Source organism: Undibacterium sp. FT79W, assembly GCF_014284215.1.
GTDB lineage: Bacteria > Pseudomonadota > Gammaproteobacteria > Burkholderiales > Burkholderiaceae_D > Undibacterium > Undibacterium aquatile.
The window spans coordinates 109,379-131,878 of the sequence record NZ_JACOGB010000004.1 but is presented as its reverse complement, the minus strand read 5'-3'; the positions used below and the strand labels follow the sequence as shown (position 1 = coordinate 131,878).

20 protein-coding genes are annotated in these 22,500 nt (G+C 48.2%); 3 read left to right on the top strand and 17 right to left on the bottom strand.

Annotated features, from left to right (window positions below):
- Nucleotides 1-8: 8 nt before the first annotated feature.
- Genes H8K38_RS08200 through H8K38_RS08190 form a run of 3 tightly spaced genes read right to left on the bottom strand, consistent with a single transcriptional unit; the run spans nt 9 to nt 2,839 of the window.
- Nucleotides 9-611: a methyltransferase domain-containing protein gene (locus tag H8K38_RS08200; RefSeq protein ID WP_222610804.1), complete on the bottom strand. Its 603-nt coding sequence runs from the start codon at nt 609-611 to the stop codon at nt 9-11.
- A gap of 25 nt (nt 612-636) precedes the next feature.
- Nucleotides 637-2,031, bottom strand: coding sequence for an ABC transporter ATP-binding protein (locus H8K38_RS08195; RefSeq protein ID WP_186884332.1), 1,395 nt, complete (start codon nt 2,029-2,031; stop codon nt 637-639).
- Nucleotides 2,021-2,839 carry an ABC transporter permease gene (locus tag H8K38_RS08190; RefSeq protein ID WP_186884331.1) on the bottom strand — a complete coding sequence of 273 codons (819 nt, stop codon included), beginning with the start codon at nt 2,837-2,839 and terminating at the stop codon, nt 2,021-2,023. Before H8K38_RS08190 ends, H8K38_RS08195 begins: the two co-directional genes overlap by 11 nt.
- A gap of 393 nt (nt 2,840-3,232) precedes the next feature.
- Between H8K38_RS08190 and H8K38_RS08185 the strand changes: the two genes are divergently transcribed.
- Nucleotides 3,233-4,006, top strand: a complete 774-nt coding sequence (locus tag H8K38_RS08185; RefSeq protein ID WP_186884330.1) for an exodeoxyribonuclease III — start codon at nt 3,233-3,235, stop codon at nt 4,004-4,006.
- A gap of 112 nt (nt 4,007-4,118) precedes the next feature.
- On the opposite strand, the gene H8K38_RS08180 is transcribed toward H8K38_RS08185, so the two are convergent.
- The 12 genes from H8K38_RS08180 to H8K38_RS08125 form a co-directional block, all read right to left on the bottom strand.
- On the bottom strand, nt 4,119-5,807 hold the full coding sequence (locus tag H8K38_RS08180; RefSeq protein WP_186884329.1) for a bifunctional UDP-sugar hydrolase/5'-nucleotidase: 1,689 nt from the start codon (nt 5,805-5,807) through the stop codon (nt 4,119-4,121).
- A gap of 108 nt (nt 5,808-5,915) precedes the next feature.
- Nucleotides 5,916-8,297: a TonB-dependent receptor gene (locus H8K38_RS08175; protein WP_186884328.1), complete on the bottom strand. Its 2,382-nt coding sequence runs from the start codon at nt 8,295-8,297 to the stop codon at nt 5,916-5,918.
- Nucleotides 8,298-8,928: 631 nt separating this feature from the next.
- On the bottom strand, nt 8,929-9,819 hold the full coding sequence (locus H8K38_RS08170) for a M48 family metallopeptidase (RefSeq protein WP_186884327.1): 891 nt from the start codon (nt 9,817-9,819) through the stop codon (nt 8,929-8,931).
- Between the two features lie 115 nt (nt 9,820-9,934).
- On the bottom strand, nt 9,935-10,543 hold the full coding sequence (gene metW / locus H8K38_RS08165; protein WP_186884326.1) for a methionine biosynthesis protein MetW: 609 nt from the start codon (nt 10,541-10,543) through the stop codon (nt 9,935-9,937).
- On the bottom strand, nt 10,540-11,691 hold the full coding sequence (locus H8K38_RS08160) for a homoserine O-acetyltransferase (protein ID WP_255422879.1): 1,152 nt from the start codon (nt 11,689-11,691) through the stop codon (nt 10,540-10,542). Before H8K38_RS08160 ends, metW begins: the two co-directional genes overlap by 4 nt.
- A 228-nt stretch (nt 11,692-11,919) precedes the next feature.
- Entirely contained in the window at nt 11,920-13,686 is a 1,767-nt protein-coding gene (ptsP, locus tag H8K38_RS08155) for a phosphoenolpyruvate--protein phosphotransferase (RefSeq protein WP_186884324.1), read from the bottom strand.
- A gap of 123 nt (nt 13,687-13,809) precedes the next feature.
- Nucleotides 13,810-14,079, bottom strand: a complete 270-nt coding sequence (locus H8K38_RS08150) for an HPr family phosphocarrier protein (RefSeq protein ID WP_186884323.1) — start codon at nt 14,077-14,079, stop codon at nt 13,810-13,812.
- Nucleotides 14,080-14,100: 21 nt separating this feature from the next.
- Complete coding sequence (locus tag H8K38_RS08145) at nt 14,101-14,508, bottom strand: PTS sugar transporter subunit IIA (protein WP_186884322.1); 408 nt, start codon at nt 14,506-14,508, stop codon at nt 14,101-14,103.
- 88 nt (nt 14,509-14,596) lie between these two features.
- Entirely contained in the window at nt 14,597-15,544 is a 948-nt protein-coding gene (gene gshB, locus H8K38_RS08140) for a glutathione synthase (protein WP_186884321.1), read from the bottom strand.
- A gap of 51 nt (nt 15,545-15,595) precedes the next feature.
- Nucleotides 15,596-16,894 carry a glutamate--cysteine ligase gene (gshA, locus tag H8K38_RS08135; RefSeq protein ID WP_186884320.1) on the bottom strand — a complete coding sequence of 433 codons (1,299 nt, stop codon included), beginning with the start codon at nt 16,892-16,894 and terminating at the stop codon, nt 15,596-15,598.
- A gap of 138 nt (nt 16,895-17,032) precedes the next feature.
- Nucleotides 17,033-17,335 (bottom strand): antibiotic biosynthesis monooxygenase, encoded by a 303-nt coding sequence (locus H8K38_RS08130; protein WP_186884319.1) that lies wholly within the window; start codon nt 17,333-17,335, stop codon nt 17,033-17,035.
- 76 nt (nt 17,336-17,411) lie between these two features.
- The gene (locus tag H8K38_RS08125) at nt 17,412-18,425 is read right to left on the bottom strand and encodes an AI-2E family transporter (protein WP_186884318.1); all 1,014 of its coding nucleotides are present in this window, start codon (nt 18,423-18,425) and stop codon (nt 17,412-17,414) included.
- Between the two features lie 325 nt (nt 18,426-18,750).
- On the opposite strand from H8K38_RS08125, the gene H8K38_RS08120 reads away from it, so the two are divergent.
- The gene (locus tag H8K38_RS08120; RefSeq protein ID WP_186884317.1) at nt 18,751-19,269 is read left to right on the top strand and encodes a glycine zipper 2TM domain-containing protein; all 519 of its coding nucleotides are present in this window, start codon (nt 18,751-18,753) and stop codon (nt 19,267-19,269) included.
- 194 nt (nt 19,270-19,463) lie between these two features.
- On the top strand, nt 19,464-20,924 hold the full coding sequence (locus H8K38_RS08115) for a sensor domain-containing diguanylate cyclase (protein ID WP_255422878.1): 1,461 nt from the start codon (nt 19,464-19,466) through the stop codon (nt 20,922-20,924).
- Here H8K38_RS08115 and H8K38_RS08110 read toward each other — a convergent pair.
- Nucleotides 20,909-21,742: a Rossmann-like and DUF2520 domain-containing protein gene (locus tag H8K38_RS08110; protein ID WP_186884315.1), complete on the bottom strand. Its 834-nt coding sequence runs from the start codon at nt 21,740-21,742 to the stop codon at nt 20,909-20,911. The two genes, H8K38_RS08115 and H8K38_RS08110, sit on opposite strands and share 16 nt — an antisense overlap.
- Entirely contained in the window at nt 21,739-22,392 is a 654-nt protein-coding gene (locus H8K38_RS08105; RefSeq protein ID WP_370527181.1) for a Crp/Fnr family transcriptional regulator, read from the bottom strand. Before H8K38_RS08105 ends, H8K38_RS08110 begins: the two co-directional genes overlap by 4 nt.
- Between the last annotated feature and the right edge of the window lie 108 nt (nt 22,393-22,500).

Genomic DNA, 22,500 nt, shown 5'->3' with positions numbered 1-22,500 from the left:
ATTTTTTTCTATAGCTTGCGGCTAAGTTGAATCAAAAATCTTCTTAAGCTATCCCGGATGGTAGAACCAGCCGGTTTCTGCGCAATTAAAGCAGAGTCATGCCAGCAATTTGTATGGTCATCATAGAGCGGAGAATCTTCCCACTGAGTATAAGACTCAAGCGGATTCAATCTGGCGTATCTGGCAAGAGCACTAAAGCCATCCGGATAAAAACGCCAACAATCAACCGGATAACGATGTTCGTAGCCAGAGGATGGAGCGATAATACAGACATAACCACCTGGTTTAAGCACTCTTGCGACTTCCATCATCGTGATCCAGAAATACTCTATGTGCTCAAACGCCTGACCGGAAATGACGACATCAGCTGAATTCGATGGTATCTGACTCCAGTTGTACGGATCCGTCAAGACAATATCAACGTTGTTGCCCGCGACCATGTCACAACCTTGATATTTCCATTTCGGTTCATCGCTGAACAGGGGCTTGTAGCTACCATTGATGTGAACTTCCTGACTACCAATATCAAGAATGCTGATTTCTTGATCTCTTTTTGCTGCGAGGTATTTATCTCTAAATGCCCTCATTTTATCCATTGAACTTGTATGCATAATTTTTAACTTTAAATAATATATTTTAAGAGATTGTTTTAATCTCAATTCCTTGCATAGGTACACCAACCAAACCTGTTGTCGCATGCGATGATTCTGAACGTAAAATCATCGCATCATGTACCCACTCTAATTGGGTATGGTTTTCATTCGTGCCAACAGCAATTGCTGCACAAACTGAGTAATCGCCTTTTGGCAAAATAGGCATCATGAAACTAAACACAGCCTCTATTTCGTTACCGGCTGCAACACTCAGTGGTGCATCATGGTAAGTAAGATAAGTGTTATCGCCAAACAGAATCTGACCTAACTTGTCCTTGATATAAAAGCCAATGATAGGAGAGAAAATATCCTGTGTCACAAATGCACTGATGTGCAATTGAACTATTTCACCGCCGACAATCCAGCTTAACGGATTTTCGTCTTCATCGAAAAATTCAACTGTGCTGATTCTGGCTTCTTTTGTTCCAAAACTGCTTGCATTTTGATCAAACTCAAAAACCTGAATGTCATTCCTTAAATTACTCTGATTAATCCAAGCCAAACGCGCATCTCTCCTCCCCCTTGACTTTTTTGCGAGCTGAAGTACTTGAGGCGATGTAAGCATTTTTGTTGAACTACTTTTTCCTTGCGCCACTTCATAGAATGCCTGCAAATAACGTTCAGATACCTCTTTCGCAGTACCACTGGCCTGTATTTTCCCCTTTTCAAGCCAGATAGCGCGTTGACATAAATTTTTAACTGCTGCCGTATCATGACTTACAAACAATATGGTGCCGCTATTCATAAATTTACGCAAAAAACGCATACATTTTTGCGTAAAAAAAGCATCGCCCACCGCCAACGCTTCATCAATCACTAATATGTCTGCATCCACATGAGCGATAACAGCAAAAGCAACACGTACGTACATGCCGCTTGAATATGTTTTAACTGGCTGATCGATAAAGTCACCAATATCCGCAAATTCGATAATATCGTCAATCCGCTCATCGATCTCTTGTCTGCTCAATCCCAGCAACTGGCCATTCATATAAATATTTTCTCGGCCAGAATACTCGGGATTAAAACCGGACCCAAGCTCCAATAAAGCCGCTACCCGGCCATTGACCTGCACTTCTCCTTGAGTTGGGCTCAATGTTCCGCACAAAATCTGGAGCAAGGTACTTTTACCTGATCCGTTGCGACCGACAATGCCGAAAGTTTCGCCTTTTTTTAAATTAAAACTAATATCTTCAAGCGCCCAATACTGTCTGGCACATCTCTGAGCCCAGACTGACAGGCGATCTCTGATTTTCCGACTGGGACAAACTCTTGCCGCAAAAGCGATTATTCCTTGTTTTAAGCGGTCAATCGGTTGATCGTAAATCTGATAACACTTACTCACCCCTCTGACACTGATAGCGAACTTAGATGACATCAGCAAATCCCCGGCGAATTTTCTGGAAACAAGCAAAGCCCGCCCAAGCTATGCAAATTGATACACATAGGTACAAAATCCAATCAAGCCAATCAGGTTGGCTTCCCCAGACCAGTATCTGGCGCGCCATCTCAATCGGAAAAACCATAGGATTCAAATTAGCCACCATTTGCCAATCCACAGGTATTGCTGATAAAGGAAAAAAAACTGGTGAAAGAAACATTAAACCAGTAACAAAAATGCCTATGGTCTGCCCTACATCACGCAAGAACACACCAATAGCTGACAGAAACCAACTCAATCCGAGGCAAATCAGCGCCAGCGGAAAAATCACCATGGGCAAAAGTAATACGGTCCATGGAATGTGACCAAATACAATTAATTGAAATATCAGTAAAACGATCACACTAACTACGAGATGAAATAACGCTGAGCACAAATTAATGCACGAAAGAATTTCTAGAGGAAAAACAATTTTTTTTACAAAATTGGGATTACTTAAAATCAAACCAGGAGCCCGATTAACTACCTCAGCAAAAAAATTGAACATGATCATGCCGGCGAATAAAACAATGGCAAATTCTGTCTTTGATGTGCTGGTAGCAGTCCATCTCGCCTTGAAAATTTCGCTAAACACAAAGGTATAGATTGCAAGCATAAACACTGGCGTTAATAAGGACCAAAACACGCCAAGAAAAGAGCCCTTATATTTACCCAAAGCATCACGCTTCGCCATATCTGCAATCAGACGGCGATGCGACCAGAGAGATTTCAGTGCAAAAAACGGAGAAATTGAAAATTTAGTCATTAGGATCTAAAGACGCGCTTCGAATAAGATGGACTGATATTTTCAAAACGCACGATTTTATAGGGTTCGTTACTCAGATGATGGAATTTATCGAATAGGGTGCTTACCAAACTCCATACAAGCAAGAAAAGTTACATTTGCTTATTTAATTAGTGCTTTATTGGCATTATCAACACCACCAGATAACATGTGTGAACTTCGCGAGTAACTAAGAACGTGAATTATACCTGTTCGCTCTTATAGAATGCGCTAACGGACATTACAGTCAGGTCACGTATAATCCGACTGTTTTATACATGATCCGTCCTGTCTGAATCATTACATCATTTTTTGTACCTAAGTTAGGTCTTATTTCTTAATTTTTTTAAAATTTGATCATCACATCGTCACAATATGACCAAAATCGTTTCCGCCAACTTAAACGGCGTTCGCTCTGCAGCAAAAAAAGGTTTCTTTGAATGGATGGGGAAAGAAAGCCCGGATATCGTTTGCGTGCAGGAATTGAAAGCGCAGGCGCCGGATATGACGGCTGATTTTCTGAATCCGCACGGTTATCACGGGCACTTTCACTATGCTGAAAAAAAAGGCTATTCCGGCGCTGGTGTGTATAGCAAGAAAAAACCAGACGCGGTACATATCGGGTTTGGCAGTGCAGAATTCGACCCTGAAGGCCGCTATGTACGTTGTGATTTTGACGATGTTTCGGTGATTTCTGTCTATTGCCCTTCCGGATCATCATCACCGGAAAGACAGGAAGCAAAATTCCGCTTTATGGATGAATTTTTTCCACATCTGGCAATGCTGATGGCTGAAGGCAGGGAATTGGTGATTTGCGGTGACTGGAATATCGCCCACAAGGAAATCGATTTGAAAAACTGGAAGAGCAATCAAAAGAACTCCGGCTTTTTACCTGAAGAGCGCGCGTGGCTGACGCGTTTATTAGACGAGCAAGGCTGGGTTGATGTGTATCGCCGCCTGCATCCTGAAACCACGGGCGAAGCCTATACATGGTGGAGCAATCGTGGTCAGGCCTGGGCCAATAACGTTGGTTGGCGAATTGACTACCATGTCGCAACGCCGGGTATCGCAGCGAAAGCACACACTGCGTCCATTTACAAAGAACAGCGTTTTTCTGACCATTCGCCGCTGATTATCAGCTACGTTTAATTCGATAGTCCTAATAAAAAAGCGGGTTTCCAAGCCAAAATGACTGGAAACCCGCACAGATATTAGGAGAACAGTTTAAATTTATCGCAATTTTTCCTGATGAGTCGTGCGACTAACGGCGCTGCACACGATCCAGCTGCACATCGGTAATGCGGTCACCGCGTTCACGGATATATGATTCAAACGCATCCAGATCGCGCCCTATCAGTTGCCTATCGGTTCCCTGCTTCAATACGCTGAAGCCATCACCGCCATCCGCCAGAAAATTATTCACGACCACCTGATATTGCTGCGTCGGATCAAGCGCTTTATCTTTGATCTTAACGTCGGTGATACGCTGCTCTATCGCCGCTGCCGGATTCCAGACATAGCTGAGACCGTGCGAGACAAACAGTTTTTTCGGCTCTTCTGCAGGGCGTCCACCGGCCCACTGCTGCTGCAGTACCTGCAATAATTGGGCGCCCGACAATGTCATTCGTACGATGTTGTTCCCAAATGGCTGCACCGCGTACAAATCGCCAAAAGTGACATTAATCGGTGTTTTCTGACTGCCGGATGGCAAATCACTGCGTATTCCACCTGCATTCATCAACGAAATGTCAGCACCACCATAATGCTGAGCGTAATGCAGTTGTGCATCGGCGATGATGTTACCTAATGCACTGTCGAAACGACCTGACTCACTCGACCGTAATAATGCTTTGTCTATCGTAACGACCGGACGCTGGCGCAACGCCGCCGTTTGTGTCGCCACTTTATCTACCAGCAGCTGCGCCGTTGCATCGGCTTTAATTTGCTGTTGATCAATCAGGTGATTGATAGCGACAGCATTCACCACCGTGTTGGTGTTGCGATCTATGGTCAGCGTGGACTCTGTCAGAAACGCGCCATAGCTACGCCCTTGCACAACCAGGCGACCATCAATTTTGCACGTATAGCCTTGATGAGTATGACCGGAGACAACCAACGATATGGCTTTATCGAGCTTTTTAGTGATATCGATAATCGGCCCTTGCAAACCTTCGCAACGATAAGTCGGATCGTTTTCAGCACCTTTGTAGCTAGCACCTTCATGAATCAGCGCAACAATCGCATTCACACCTTGCTTTTGCAGCTCAGGTACATAACGGTTAATAGACGCCGCCTCATCGTCAAAACGCAGGCGTTTAATCGCGTCACCAGCCACCAGATTAGGAACATCGGACGTCACCGCGCCGATAAAGCCGACCTTCACATTCCCGACCTGGCGTATCACATAAGGTGTCAGCCAGGGTGTATTGCTGCCCTGCTCATAGACGTTCGCACCGAGATACGCATATCTGGCACCGTGAAAATCCGCATACGCGCAGCCAGAGGAAGCACATTCGCCTTTAATTTTACGCATCAGATCAGCCGTGCCGGAGTCGAACTCGTGATTTCCGACTGCTGTTACCGTCAGGTCAAGCTGATTCAAGGCTTCGATCACTGGCTCATCTTTCAGCAATGCCGAGCCCATAGGAGATGCGCCCATCAAATCACCGCTCCCTACCAGTATGCTGGATGGCACCGCTGCGCGACGCTCTTTTAACTTCGCCGCCAGATAAGCATAACCGCCAGAGGGAACATTCACTGTTTTACCCGGATTAGCAACATCTGCCTTGCTTGCCAGATAAGGTACAGGCTGATCAGACTGCAGATTGCCGTGAAAATCATTAATACTGAAAATGGTGATGTTGCTAAGTCCGGCATTCTTGTCTGACGTTGTCGAGCAGCCGCCGATGGCGACAAGAACAGCAAGGCTGATGAGTTTGAATTTATTCATATCTTTGCCACTATCAAATAAAAAAGGCCCGCAACAAGAAATCGTTGCAGGCCTGAATTGTCGTTGCTTTACCTTGAAACTGACTACAGCAACTGCGCATTCACGAGATTAGAAATCTGCGGAGAATGTGACAGATGTGAAGCGTGGTGCACCGAGGTAGTAAAACACAGTCTTCGCAGCTGCTGTGCCATATGCCTGAGCATTTGTCACGTTGAAGCTGGATGGATTGCGATATTTCTCGTTTGTCAGGTTACTGATACTGAGACGTACTGTTGGTTTTTTCAACCAGCCAGTGTTTGCGAACTGATAACCAGCGTCCAGACCAAGCAATGTGTAGCTAGGAACCAATTCATCATTAGTCATCGTTGCCCATTGGCTGCTTGTATATTTGGCTTTCAGACGTGCATACCATACTGCTGTCTCATACTGTGCGCTCAAGCCTGCTTTCCAGTTTGGCGTCAATGTCATTTCTTTACCTGCTGTTGGCAATACGGCAGTTTTGCTTGCGATCAGGTTATCCTGAATTTCGCTCTTAGCGTAACCAACTGAGCTGTAGAAAGACCAGCCATTGACTGGAGTATTACCCAGTTCAACTTCAAAACCTTTGGTCTTCACTTTACCAACGCTAGTAACACTGCTGGTGTTGCTGATTACGTCGTACGCAGTCGCCTGACGGTCACGGAAATCAACAGAATATACCGTGAACTGACCTGTGAGTTTGTCGCTTTGATGACGATAGCCCAAATCCAAGTTCACCGATGTCTCTGCTTTCACATCAACCGGCATCGTTGGAACACCGTTGACCAGTACAACGTTGTTCGTTGTCGAGTAAACATAGTTTGGCGGCGCTTTCATGTTTTTAGCCAAACTTGCGAACACTTGATTATTGTTGTCGATCTGGTAGCGAGCACCTAATTGTGGCAATACTTCTGAATATGATTTAGAAATATTGTATGTCGTACCCGAGCTTGAACCTTCATTCGCATAGTTAGTGAAATCGCGCTTCATCGTTGGCGCACGTACACCAATGTTGACTTGCAATTTGTCGTCTAACAGACTGATGGTGTCTTGAGCGAAGAATTGATATGCCGTACTGATTGTTTTCCAGTCACGGGATTGATAAGGCGTGCCATCAGGGCGCATGATCATGCCGTTCTGCAACCAGATGTCGCTCGCGTTACCAGCAGCGTCTACAGAAACCATCGGTCCAAATTGCTCATGCGTTGCACGTTCGTACCAGAAACCAGCCAGCAACTGATGATTACCAAGGTTATGGGTAACGGAAGCTGTAATACCAGGACGGTTTGTGCGTGTCACACTCGCATTCGCAACAATCACTTTATCAAGCGTATCACCGTCGCCATTCAGATCCACTGCACCGGTATTCTTGCCAGTTGCAACGTTCAGGAAACCAACTTCGGAAACCAGTTTTTGTTGAACGCCACCATTACCGTAACCATACCAGTAGTAAGGAATAACTTTGACGTCGGTGTTTTCGCCGATACGCATTTTCCCAGTGACAGAGGCAATCACGTTTTCGAACGGATTCTGTGTCAACTTATAAAAAGAATCAGCATTGGCTTGGCTAGGATCGTTGTCTGCTTTGCCTTTGGTCGGCGTCACATGACCAATAAATTTCGTAGAATAATCGTAGTAATAACCATTTTTGTTCAGATCAGCCAGGCTGAATGAACTGATATTCTGGTTGATCGCGCGGTTGTAAAGAACAACGCCGCTGATAGAGTTGAATTTATCGAAGTCTGTACGGAAGCCAAAATCGACGTGATCACGTTTAGCTCCGCCATCACCTTTCCATTTATCAGCTTGCGCATGAGAGTAGGAAATGAACAAACGGGAACGGTTATCCGACAGCATACCTGTATCGTAACGCAGATAAGTTTTGGACAGATTCAGGCCGCCAACAGTTTGCATTACGCGGAAACGCTTCTCTTTGGAAGGGTCACATGTCGTAATACCAAAGTTACCGCCAGTTGCACCGATTTGTGGAGAATCAACGTCAGTCGAGCCTTGTGTGACGAACTGTGTGCAGGTATTTTCCTGATCCACAAACTCTTGTGGATACACTGAAAAACTACCGGAATCATTAACAGGTACGCCATTGATCGTTGCACCGATCTGATCGCTGTTAAATCCACGCAGAGTCAGGCCACCGCCGAACAAACCAGTTGCGTCATAGTTGTAGCTGTTGACCGCAGGCATCAGTTCCAGCGCTTCATACGCATTACCGGTAGGACGTTGTTTTGCCAGCTCTTCTGCAGTAATTGTACTGCGTGCTTTTGGCGCATTTTCCTGAACCATCAAACCCATACCGACTTTTTTGCCGGTAATAGTGACTTGTGTTGAGCTTGTTTGTTCGTTGCTAACTTCCTGTGCTTGCGCAGTGGAAATACCCATGCATGCCAACTGGCATGCAATCGCGACCATCGACAAACGTGATGGAAACGCTGAAGGCTTCGTAGATTGTTTCATTGACTGCTCCCGGATCAAATTACGGTAAATAAAATAAAATTGCGCTGAACCCTGTTCATCATCTCAAGCTTTTAACACCGCTTGATGACATCTCCATCACCACACTTTAGTGCCAACACACTGGCTTTATAAAAACTTCAACCTGCAACCGCGATACAAAAAGCTTACGAGCAACGGTGTAATGCATTTTTTATGCCTGATTTCAACACGCAATCGATTGCGACCGCTGAAAAACATAAATTGGCTGATACGCAAACGATTGCTCTTTTGGTTTTAAAAAAACAGACACCAGGTTCTATCGTCTATTTTTATATGACACTGTTGATTTTTGTGTGCTGACCGGACAAGTAAATTCGAGTGAATCAGCTGTATATTGATATGTGAAAATAGTCTATCACATAATTTTTTCAACATTACAAAGTGTTACACCCAATTGTGAAAGGACGATGACATCGTGGTTTTCCATGCATGAAAATGTCACAAATGCACAACAGATGTGCTTTTTTTAGCGAATCTGCTTACTTTGGGTGAAATCTGCGCAATTTTTATTTTTGAGATGCCTGAAAAGAAACTTTTCTTTCAGATGAAGAAAAATCCCGGTGGCGGTGAACGGCTGCCACAGGCATAGAAACTATGGATAGGTAACAGGATCAATACCTTTGACGTTGGTCCGATATGGCGCAATGCCATTCAGAGACAATGCTTTCGCCTTCGCATACAAAGGCATCACTTCCGGTAAGTGGCGGCGAATTTCAGCAATTCTGTTCTGCCCAGCGGGGTGGGTGGACAGCCATTGCGGCGGGGCACCTTTATTAACCATGCCCATTTTTTGCCAAAGAGCAACCCCGGCGCGAGGGTCGTAACCGGCACGTGCCGCAATATCGAGCCCGACAATATCCGCTTCTGTTTCATTATCGCGGGAAAACTTCAACATGGTCATGTTTGCGGCACCGCCTGCAATCGAACCAGCGATATTCGGATCATATCCTTTCGCTCCGGCAAAAATCTCGACCCCTTTGACGAATAAATTAGCGGCGCTCGATTTCACTGCTCTTTCGGCACCATGTTCGCGTAAGGCGTGGGCGATCTCATGCCCCATGACTATCGCGACTTCGTCATCAGTCAGTTTCAGGGTATCCAGAATCCCGGAATAAAAGGCAATCTTACCGCCGGGCATGCAATAGGCATTGATTTGCTTGGATCCCAGCAAGTTAATTTCCCACTTCCACTGCTTCGCTCGCTCATTCCATTTTAAAGAATAGGGGATCAGCTTATTGGCAATCGCACGTAACCGTAATACTTGCGGATGATTATCGGGTCCCAGCGCATGTTGCTTTTCAGCTTGCTGCATGGTTTGTGCATACTGCGTCGCAGCCTGGTTTTCCAGCGCGCCGACCGGAGCGAATTTGCTTAAAAGAGAGTTGCCACCAATTTTGACGCCATCCTGCGACGTTGCATTCTGTGCAAATGCGGTGCCCATCGTCGCAAAAAGAACAGCAGCAAAGAGTGTATGCAGTTTCATATTTAAGCCAGTAATAAGCCAGTGAACAGGTTACCCAGAGAAATGGTGATCATGCCGCCAGTTTTAAAGATACCGCAATAAAAATCGCTATTTGCCCGAATCGATCTCTTAAACACTAAGCTTGACGCTTACGCAACCGGAACACTGCCAGACTGCCACGCAAGTTAGGTAAAAAATTCACTGGCTGGCCTTCATGCAGAGCAACACATTGCATGACTTCCAGACCGACTTCATTGGCAAGATCGGCGAAATCATAAATCGTTGCACAACGGACATTCGGCGTGTCATACCACTGATACGGCAAGGATTTCGATACCGGCATTTTCCCCAGCAATAATGCGGTGCGATGCGGCCAATAACCAAAATTCGGAAAAGAGACGATGGCTTCACGACCGACGCGGGCAATGTCACGCAACAAAGGTTCCACATGCTTCATCATCTGTAATGACGATAAGCACAACACGGTGTCAAAAGCATTGTCATCAAACATGCCCAGACCATTTTCCATGTCTTGCTGTATCACATTAATATGACGTTTCGCGCAGGCAAGTGTTTTGTCGTCCGCGATTTCTATGCCGTAGCCACTGCATTGCTTGTCGGTTTGCAGATAATCAAGCATGACGCCATCACCGCAACCCACGTCCAATACTTGTGACTGCGGCTGAATCCAGTCGGCAATAAAAGCCAGATCGGGACGTAATTGATTTAATTCTGAAAAATTCATGCTGACACTCCTTTCAGTTCTGTCGCAATGCGATCGAAATACGCCGCAACCAGATTCAGATAACGGGAGTCGTCCAGCAGGAATGCATCGTGTCCGTGAGGCGCATCAATTTCAGCGTAGCTGACGGTGCGTTTGTTACTGATTAAGGCTTTCACAATTTCACGGCTGCGCTCAGGCGAAAAACGCCAGTCGGTAGTGAATGAGGCCAGTAAAAACTGCGCTTTGGTTGTCGCCAGCGCTTTGGTCAGATCGCCATCGGTATGGCGGGCCGGATCAAAATAATCCAGCGCTTTGGTGATTAGCAAATACGTATTGGCATCAAAGTAATCTGAAAATTTATCGCCCTGATAGCGGAGATAAGATTCAATTTCAAAATCGACGCCGTAGCCAAACTGGTAATCATCCGACTTTAGATCACGTCCGAATTTTTCGGCCATATCATCATCCGACAAATAGGTGATATGACCTATCATGCGCGCCACTCTTAAGCCACGGCGCGGAACGACGCCATGCGCATAGAAATCACCGCCGTGGAAATCCGGATCAGTCAGTATCGCCTGTCGCGCCACATCGTTAAACGCGATATTCTGCGCCGACAGTTTTGGCGTCGATGCGATTACCACGCAGTTCTGCAAACGATCCGGGTACAAAATACTCCAAGCCAGTGCCTGCATACCACCAAGCGAGCCGCCCATGACTGCAGCGAATTGCTGTATCCCCAGAACATCTGCCAGACGTGCCTGCGCGTTGACCCAGTCCTCTACGGTGACCACCGGAAAATCAGCGCCATAAGGTTTGCCCGTGGCGGGGTTCGTATGCATGGGGCCGGTGGAGCCAAAACAGGAACCAAGATTATTGACGCCGATCACAAAAAAACGGTTGGTATCTACCGGTTTGCCGGGGCCGACCATGTTGTCCCACCACCCTATATTCTTGGGCTGGTCGGCGTAGTAACCTGCGACATGATGAGATGCATTCAAGGCATGACAAATAAGTACGGCATTTGATTTATCTGCATTTAAGCTGCCATAGGTTTCCACCATCAAGGTGTATCCGGCAATTGATGCACCACTTTGTAAAGGCAACGGCGCCTCAAAGTGAAACGCCTGTGGTGTCACGGCACCAACGGATCCTGGTAAGGCTGACATACACTCTTCCATCGAGAAAATTCTCGTTCAAAAACTAAGGAAGGCTAAAAGAAGGGCTGAATGTGAAGGAAGGAAAGCTGCATTCAAGCTCGCTTTAGCCGTATTTATTGTCCGGAAATTGTCCAGACCGCGCCCGCAAGCTGATTTTCAAATCGGCGCCTGTATCTAATTGCATCTAAGTTGGCAAGGATAACGAACTCCAGCCTCATCGTCAAACCTGTGCCGGATTCAATGCAGCGTTTTGCCAAGCGCTTCCATATTACCCAGCGTTTCCTGTATCACCGCAGAATCATAGCTGCGCAAAATCTTTTTCACATATGGTTGCAAGGTGTCAAACCGGGTATTCAGAATCGCCTGTTTAATCTCAGGTAACAACGCCGCTGGCATAGATAACTCCCGGAACCCCATGCCGACCAATAAGCGGGTCAGGCGCAAATCGCCTGCCATACCGCCACAAATCGACAAAGGAATCCCGGCTTTTTCTGCCGTACTGACGATGATCTGCAATAACTGCAAAATCGCCGGATGTAAATCATCGTATAAGTGTGCAACTTCGTGATCGGCACGATCAATTGCCAGCGTGTACTGGATCAGGTCATTCGTGCCGATAGATAAGAAGTCGAGCTTTTTCACAAACATCGGCAGCGCCAGCGCAGCAGCGGGAATTTCTATCATCGCGCCTATCGGTATGCCCGCATCAAATTCTTTCTTTTCTGCCGTCAGTTCTTTCTTGGCCTGCGCGATCAGTTGCAAGGTCTGCTCGATTTCAAATCCATGCGCCATCATGGGAATCAGAATTTTGACCGGCCCAAATGCAGACGCACGCAAGATTGCCCGCAATTGCGTCAGAAACAGTTGCGGCTCGGCCAGACAATAGCGTATTGCCCGCAAACCTAAGGCAGGGTTGAGAATATTGTGTTCAGCCGCTTCCAGTGGTTTGTCAGCACCCACGTCTAAAGTGCGGATGGTGACAGGACGGCCTTTCATCCCAAGTACCGCCTTACGATAAGCGTCAAACTGCTCTTCTTCGCTCGGTAACTGATGCTGTTCGCCGCTGCGCTCCATAAACAGGAATTCAGAACGGAACAGGCCAACACCACTGGCGCCAGCCTCAAGCGCAGGTGTAGCGTCGCCCGGCAATTCGATATTTGCCAGCAAGGTAATTTCAACGCCATCCTGCGTCACCGCTGGGGTTTTTTTGAGTTTGGAGAGTTTTTTTCTTTGTTTGAGCAGCAGCGCCTGACGTTCACGATATTGTTCCAGCACCATCGTCGGCGGCGCAACGATAACCACACCAGCATCACTGTCAATGATCAGCCAGTCATCCTGTTCTATCAGTTGCGAAGCATTCCCCATCCCGACCACGGCAGGAATACCAAGACTGCGCGACACGATTGCGGTGTGTGAATTTTGCCCGCCTTCATCGGTGACAAACCCGGTAAAAGCGACGTCGCGGAACTGCATCATATCTGCCGGAGAAATATCTCTGGCGACTACGACCATGTTGGCGGTGCGCTCATCTATCCCATCGGAAGAAGGAACCTGACTGGAGGAGCCGGTCAGCACTTTCAACACCCGCTCGGCAACTTGCTGAATATCGGCTTTGCGTTCGCGCAGATAATCGTCTTCGATTTCATCGAACTGCGCCGACAGCTCATCGACCTGAGTCACGAGCGCCCATTCGGCGTTGTAATGACGGGTACGGATAATATCGAGCGGGGCTTCCGATACCATGGGATCGGACAAAATGAGAGCGTGTACATCCAGAAAAGCGCCGAGCTCGGTCGGTGCATCCTGCGGCAGGTCAGCCCAGATCGCCTGCAATTCAACGTGGACTTGCGCAATTGCGTTTTGCAGGCGCAGCACTTCTGCTTCGACTAATTCCTGCGCAACCAGATAATGCTTCACATCCAGCGCAGCCGGACGCAATAAATGCGCGCGACCTATCGCGATACCGCGTGAAACAGGGATGCCTTGCAATGTAAATGATGCCATGCCTCGTGCCCCATGTTCTTAATTGTCTTTACTCACCTGCCTTCAGGAAAATGAGCAAACGGATACAACACTGCAGAACCATCGCACCTGGAACACTTCACATGGTCTGCGCGGAAAAACTCATTACTCGCCTTCACCAAACTTATCATTGACGAGATTGACGATGGCATCAAAGCATTCCTGCTCATCGGCACCATCGGTTTCCAGCATGATTTTGCTGCCCTTACCCGCCGCCAGCATCATCACGCCCATGATCGACTTGCCATTCACACGGCGACCATTGCGTGTCACCCAGACTTCACTTTTGAATTTACTGGCCAGTTGCGTAAATTTGGCCGATGCGCGCGCATGCAGACCAAGTTTGTTCACAATTTCAATTTCTTGTTGGATCATGCTCTACTTTCAACTCTTTGATTAATTCGGTGACAGCCGGATACGGTTATCAATCCGCAGCGCGCCATTCTGACCGCCCGCGAGTGCCATTTCCACGACCACATCGAGCGCGTCATTACGGTAAGTAATCGCCCGCAACAACATCGGCAAGCTGATACCGGCAATGGTGGCAACCTGATCGGGTTCGCCCAGCTGGCGGCAGCAATTGGATGGTGTTCCACCCATGATATCGGTCATCACCAGCACGCCGGAGCCGTCATTGAGTCGTTGTACCGCTTCCCGCGCCAGACGGTGCACGTCATCGGTGTTCTGATCGGCAATCACATCGATCGCTTCCAGGCGCTCCGGCATACCGCGAAAAACATGGGCTGCAGCCTGGATAAATGCCGAGCCTAGCGGCGCGTGGGTCATCAACAGTATTCCAACCATAATTTCTCAAAATAGAGGGAGTATGTGCCAATTTGCACTTACTCTCCTTGATTTCATTAGGGGGTTACGACATACCCCGGGGAGTATATTAACGCCCTGAAACGGCTGTTTCAAGCGCATCAATAAACATCGCGGCCACATCCACGCCTTTTTGCTGCGTAATTTCCTGGAAACAGGTCGGGCTGGTCACATTGACTTCGGTCAGGCAATCGCCAATCACGTCTAATCCTACCAGCAACAAGCCTCTTTGATAAAGCTGCGGCGCCAAAGTCTGCGCAATCTCAAGATCGCGCGCCGACAATTCCTGCGCCACGCCAACACCGCCCGCCGCCAGATTGCCACGCACTTCGCCGTTTTGCGGAATCCGCGCCAGCGCATATGGCACGACCTTGCCACCGATGAGCAGAATACGTTTGTCACCATTGACGATCTCGGGAATATAGCGCTGGATCATGATGGTGCGGCTGCCATTGAGCGTCAGCGTTTCGATCACGGAACCCAGGTTCATGCCATCGGCACGAATCCGGAAAATACCGGCGCCGCCCATGCCATCGAGCGGCTTCAGAATGATGTCCTGATGTTCGTGGTGAAACGCGCGGATACGCTGCTCATCGCGGGTCACCAGCGTCGGCGCAGTGAACTGGCTGAACTGCGCAATGCTCAGTTTTTCATTGTGATTGCGTATCGCTGCCGGTTTGTTGAAGACGCGTGCGCCCTGTTGTTCTGCCAGCTCCAGCAAATAGGTCGCGTAGATATATTCCATATCAAACGGCGGGTCTTTACGCTGCAATACCGCATCGAAAGCACTTAGCGGCAATGCCTGTGGCGCTTCGGCGCGATGCCAGTCTTCGCTGTCACCAGTCAGCGTAATCTTGCTGATGCTGGCAATGACTTTGCCACCTTCCAGCGCCATATCTGCCGGGCCAAACGCATACACCGTGTAACCTCGCCTGACTGCCTCGCGCATCATCGCAAAAGTGGAATCTTTATAAGTCTTGAACTGCGACAGCGGGTCAGTCAGAAAGGCGATTTTCATGGCAATTTTTAAAGAAAATGACGGCGCACCGGCGACAAGCCGGCAGGCCAATTAATAGATTTCAGGATCAGGATCCGTTTTTTCCAGTTCCAGTGATGCCGCCAGCAATGCCAGCCGCGCCACCACACCATACATGTAAAAACGATTCGGTGCTGCCGTCCCCGGTTTTGCTTTCATGTCTGGCACCGCATGTTGCTGGGCAAAAGCCAGCGGCACAAACTGCATCCCCGGTGCGTTCAGATTTTCATCGATGCCACGCTCTTCATTCACACGGTAAAAGCCACCGACAACATAGCGATCGATCATATAGACGACCGGTTCAGCGACGGAATCTTTGATCTGCTCAAAGGTGTACACACCTTCTTGCACAATCACATCAGTGACGGCTATGCCATCTTTAATGACGGACATTTTATTGCGCTGTTTGCGATTCAACTCGCGGACTTCGTCGGAATGATGCACGGTCATGATGCCCATGCCATAGGTTCCGGCATCTGCCTTGACGATCACGAACGGTTTTTCCTTGATGCCGTACTCTTTATATTTCTTGCGAATTTTTGCAAGTATCGTATCGACTGCGGCAACCAGCGCGTCTTCGCCTGTGCCATCGTGAAAATTAATCCCATTCACTTTGGTGAAAAACGGATTGAGCATCCACGGATCAATATCGACCAGTTTGGCAAATTTTTTCACGACTTCATCATACGATGAAAAATGATTGCTCTTGCGGCGCATAGACCAGCCCGCGTGCAGCGGCGGCAACAGGGTTTGCTCATTGAGCTCTTCGAGTATCGCCGGTATTCCCGCCGACAAATCGTTATTCAGAACGATGGTGCACGGATCAAAATTTTTCAGCACCAGACGGCGCCCATTTTCAGAGCGCTCCAGCGGCTCGAGTATCAGCTGACTGCCATCCGGCAGATCAATCGGCGTCGGCTCGGTAATATCTGCAGATAAAGAACCGAGGCGCACGTTCAGACCAGTCTGACGGAATATCTGCATCAGGCGGGCGATGTTTTGCAAATAAAAGGTATTGCGTGTATGACTTTCCGGGATCAGCAACAGGTTTTTGGCATCGGGACAATATTTTTCTATCGCCGCCATTGCTGCCTGCACTGACAATGGCAGCATTTCTGTTGCCAGATTATTAAATCCACCCGGAAATAAATTGGTATCGACAGGGGCTAATTTGAATCCCGCATTGCGTAAATCGACGGAACAGTAAAATGGCGGCGTATGTTCCTGCCACTCCAGACGGAACCAACGTTCGATGGCGGGCGTTGCCTCCAGAATTTTCTTTTCGAGATCGTGCAGTGGCCCGTTGAGAGCCGTGACAAGATGCGGAACCATAGTGACCTTTTTGATAAGCTGCCTGAGTCGCCGGCAGCTTTCGCAAATATCTGGGGAGCGTGCCGACTTTTTAAGACTATCTTAGCTTGGGGTGAAACGCAGAGAATCAAGTCAAGCCAGGGAATATCCCTACGGAATTCAGGATGATTTTGTCAGCAGGCTGAAATGCTCAACAGTTGGTGGCGCCGCAAAAAACGGACCAACGATAGAGCGCCATTGCAAAAAGGCCGGAGATTCGCGGAAATCTACCGTGTGATTTTCCAGTGTTTCCCAAAAAATCATCAGGACATAGCGTTCAGGGGACTCTATCCCCTTATTCACTTTAAAACCGCTGAACCCTTTGGCCCGGGAAATAACTTCATCCAGCCCACGCTGAATGGCGGCATCAAATTGTTCTTGTTGTCCTGGGTGAATGCGGATGTCGGCAAGTTCGAGAATCATGTTTAGCTCTTTATTTACAATGAAATGTCTGAAGTGTCTGTTGCAGAATCCTATTATGGCACCAAACGGGGCAAAATCAGACTAAGCCGCGATCACTCAATTCCTTCTTCAGATACGCATAAAACACTGGCGCGGCGACAACACCCGGCACACCGAACAGGGTTTCCATTACCAAGATGGCAGTCAATAGCTCCCAGGCCCGCGCATTGACTTGCTCTCCTATGATGCGCGCATTCAGGAAATATTCCGCTTTGTGAATTACGATCATGAAGACCAATGAAGCCATTGCCATATTCAATGAGTGCGATAACGCAACAATCACGATCACAGAGTTAGAAATGATATTGCCAGCGACCGGAATCAGACCAGCCAGAAAGGTAATCGCAATCATAGTTTTGGTCAGCGGCAGATGCACGCCGGCCAAAGGAAGAATGACGAGCAGATAAATCGCGGTTAATACCGTATTAATCAGCGAAATTTTGAATTGTGCGAAGACAATTTTATGAAATATCTGCGCAAAGGCGGCAATACGTTGATGTAACGCGGCAGCAAACGGTTTGTGATTGCTATCACCACTGGCATCGCGCAAAGCCACCATGCTGCCGATGATCATCCCGAGCAATAAATGCACGATCAGATGACCAGCTTCCGGCACCAGCAATTTTGCCTCCCCCGCGTGCTCACGCAACCAATGTGTAATCATCGTCTGCAGCGCATCAACGTCTTCGGGAATATTGGCGCTCATCCACAGCGGTACCTGACTGCGTGACGATTCCAGAATATCTGCCAGTCTTTGCAGCAAATTATGCAAATTTCCGGCATCACTGCGTAAAAACACATGGCACCCCCAGGTTGCCAACAGCAAACTGACGATTAATATCGCGGACAATAATGCGACCGCAATCATGCGCGGCTGGCGATGACTGAACCTCTGCGCAATCATCGGCGTCAGCATATGTACCAGTGAATACACCAGCAATCCGGAAAATAAAGCCAGTAACAAGCCCGCTTTCAACACTAAAAATAAACTGACAGCCACAACGATATACGATGCATATACTGAAGCACTGAGTTTTGGCGTTACCATCATGCGAATTCCTTTTTATAAGAGATGACCCACTGCCATCATCAAAACCACCAACTAATAAATGGCGTCACTGCCACAATACGCGCATTAAAACATAGTGCAGGCGAACCCAGCGACGGTAAAAACAAGGATATTTAATCGACATTCCAGCAATATTTTTGCGGCCAGTATCGTTATGCGCGATCTGACAACCTGTGTTGGAATCTGTACGCAATGTTCAGAAACATGGCTGAAACATAGATTTACATCTTTCTTGTCGTCCTTATCGGAACCTGATGCGTTAAATGGGGACTAAACTGAACTGATGATCACTTGCATCGAGGTATATATGACATTCACACTGAAACAACTCTCCACTGCCGCTGCTTTGCTGGCGATCACCAGCGCCGGTTCCATTGCGCAGGCAGCTGATTTTGAGGATTATGCACGCGTCGTTAACGTCACACCGCAAGTTGAACAGATCAACATGCCACGTCAGGATTGCCGGACTGAATACGAAACTTATCAACGTCCACAAGAACGCAGCAACTCTGGCGGCATTATCGGCGGTATTGCCGGCGGTCTGCTCGGTAGTCAGGTTGGTGGCGGCAACGGTAAGATCGCTGCTGCTGCAGCGGGGGCAATTACTGGTGCTCTGGTTGGCGACCGTATGGACAATGGCAACAATGGTCAGCAAGGTTACGAGAGCCGTCCGGTTCGTCAATGCAGAACCGTCGATAGCTGGCAAACCCGCACGAATGGTTATGCCGTCACTTATGAGTACAACGGTCGGACTTACACCTCAGTCATGCCATATGATCCTGGTTCACGTCTGCGCTTGCACGTTTCCCTGACACCTCGTCCTTAAACCGTCTGACAGTCAGCAAAAATCGCTAAATACCGTTGCTTGAATACAAAATGCCGCTAAATGCGGCATTTTTTTCGTCAACATTTCCACATGGAAAGTAATTTCCGGCGCATATCCGACCGAAATAGCATGGGTTTATAGTATGATCTTGCCCAAACTTAATGCATTCGCTCCGTCTACAGTCCATGAAAAACATGTTAAAAAAATACGGTCTGCTGGTATGGCTATCTCTATTTCTGATTGCCGGTTTTGTCTTCACCACCGTTGCCGGATATATCGTCTCGCGCGATACGATACAACAAGGAATTTCGGAACAAACACTGCCTATCACCGGAGACAATGTTTATTCTGAGATACAAAAAGACATACTGCGACCGGTTTTCGTTTCTTCGCAAATGGCACATGACACGTTTGTTCGCGACTGGATCATCAACGGTGAAGAAGAGCAGGAAAAAATCACGAAATATCTGAAAGAAATCAAACTCAAGAATAAAGCGATATCCAGTTTTCTGATTTCAGATAAATCCCGCAACTACTACCATGCTGACGGCTTATTAAAGCAAATCAAAGAAGGCGAACCGCGTGACACCTGGTTTTTTCGTGTAAGAAATCTCAAATCCGCCTACGAAACCAATGTCGATCTGGATCTCGCCAATCACGACGCAGTCACGATCTTCGTCAATTACCGGATTCTTGACTATCAGGGTCAATTCATCGGCGCAACCGGTATAGGGCTGACGCTGAATACGCTGAAACATCTGATTGACAGCTATCAAAAACGCTTTGATCGCCAGATTTACTTCGCTGATCAGAAAGGCAAAGTCACTCTGACCGGAAGTAATTTCAGTAAACGAGGCGACAACATCCAGACGATCAGCGGCATCCAGAGTATCTCCGAGAAAATTCTGGCGAATCGCCAAAGTGAATCCATGCATCTGGAATATCAGGGCGACAATGGAACTGTGCTGGTCAACTCGCGCTATATTCCGGAATTGGGCTGGCATTTGCTGGTGGAGCAAGAGGCGAACTCTGGTATCAGGCCGATTCAGAATGTGTTCCTGCTGAATCTTGGCATCAGCGCCACCATCACCATTCTGATCATGGTCATGGTTCTGCTCACAGTGCGTCGCTACCAGAAACGTCTGGAAAAATCGGCGTCAACGGACTCACTGACGAATCTGCTGAACCGTCATGCATTTGATTTCGTCTTTCAGCAAAGCCTGCTCGACGCCGAGCGCACACGCCAACCTATGTGTGCAATTTTGCTGGATATTGATTTTTTCAAAAAGGTGAACGATAAACACGGGCATCTGGTCGGTGATCACGTGCTCAAAGAAATCGCCGCCATCGCGAAACGTTCCTTACGCGAGAGCGATGTTCTCTGTCGCTGGGGCGGCGAGGAATTTCTTATTCTGCTGAAAAACTGCACACTCGAAAAAGCAACCTCAATCGCAGAAAACCTGCGCAGTACCATTGAGAACAATGATTTTTCGCGCACCACCGACCTCACCCGCACACGACTCGGCGTCACTGTCAGTATGGGCGTTGCAGAATGCCGCAGCAATGAAACCGAGGATAGTGTATTTGAGCGTGCGGATCAGGCTTTGTATCAGGCAAAAGCCAACGGGCGTAACAGCGTCTATTTCTCTGAATGATGTTTGCGGGCCGCTAATTCGACAGTGGGAGTAACGAATGCCTGATATAAATCTCCCGCAGCCGGATCCCACTGCGCCACAATCGCCTGCTGCCTGCTGACCGTTGTCATATCACCGCGCGCGATCGGCCCGGTCAGTGCTGCGGCTGATCCCAGCGTGAAGACATTCTCCAGCGATTGTCTCGCCAACGGTGCAGCCATGGCCAGCGCCAGTTCAGATGGAATCCCTGCCGACTGATAAGCGCGCAAGGCAACGTCCATCAGACTCACCAGATAATTGCTGGCAAACACAGAGCCTGCGTGATACAACAATTTTGATTCAGCGCTGATCTCAACCGTCTGTGCGCCGATGGCCTGCATCGCCGGCAGCAACACAGCAAGCGCCCGGCGATCGCCTTCGAGACTGCATATGGTTCCAGAAAAATGCTCCGCCACTGCTTGCGGGTCTGCAAAACTACGCACCGGATGCACACTGGCAACCGCAGCACCTGATGCAGCCGCCGCTGCGAGTTCTGTGGATGCCTTAGAGCCGCTGCAATGAAACACGATGGTATGTTCATTGATCAGTCCTCGTTCGCATAAGGCAGTACAGACCTCAGAAATATGATCATCACCGACCGCCAGCATCCACACATCTGCTGCGATTAACTCCTGCCAGTTGGCAAGTGCAGCACCGGCACCGATAAACGTCCGGGCAGCCTGGGCGCTGGTAAGTGTACGGTTCAATATCTGCGTGACCGAAAACACGGTCTGCTGCTGAAAACAGCGGCCAAATACCTGACCGACTTTACCCGCACCGACTATCGCCAAGGTCTTCATGCGACCACCGGTTCAGGATAACGCCGCAAACCTTCCAGATTCAAAATCGTGATGCCGCCATAATCAACGGACAGCAATTGCTTCTTTTCGAGCAGTTGCAAAGCCTGATTCGCTCGTTGCCGCGACACGCTGGAAATATAGCCAATCTCCTCCTGCGATATCTGCAATTGCATACTGCTGCCGGGATTCAGATAGGGATTGAACATCGCTGCGAGACAACGTGCGACGCGGGTGTCCGGATCAAGCATGCGATCATATTCCACCAAAGAAATAAACAAGCCCAGCCGTTCGTTCAACTGATGCAAGAGAAAGCGATTGAATGGAATACTGTTATCCAGCAAAAAAGTAAAGGTGCTGCGCGGCATATACGCGACGCGGGTATCACGCAGCGCAACGACGTCGTAACGGCGCGGTTCAGTTTTTAATAAGGAACCCTCGCCGAACCAGCCGCCCGCCAGCATACAACTGAAGGTGACCGTTTTTCCTTCCGGCGAAATACTGCTCATTTTCAGAAAGCCATCGAGCACCCCCATCCAATGATCGACAGGATCGCCTTTGCGGCAAACATAACCACCGGCCGGGATAAAGCGCTCGATGATCTCATCCTCGACTTTTTGCACATGATCCGGCGCCAGCATGTGCGCCCACATTGTCTTTGCCAAGCCTTGTTTCAGTTCACTTTTTATATTCGCCATATTTGTGCAACGCACCACCGAAAGTTGGTTCATTCCGTCAGATTGTCAGTTAAACGACAGCCG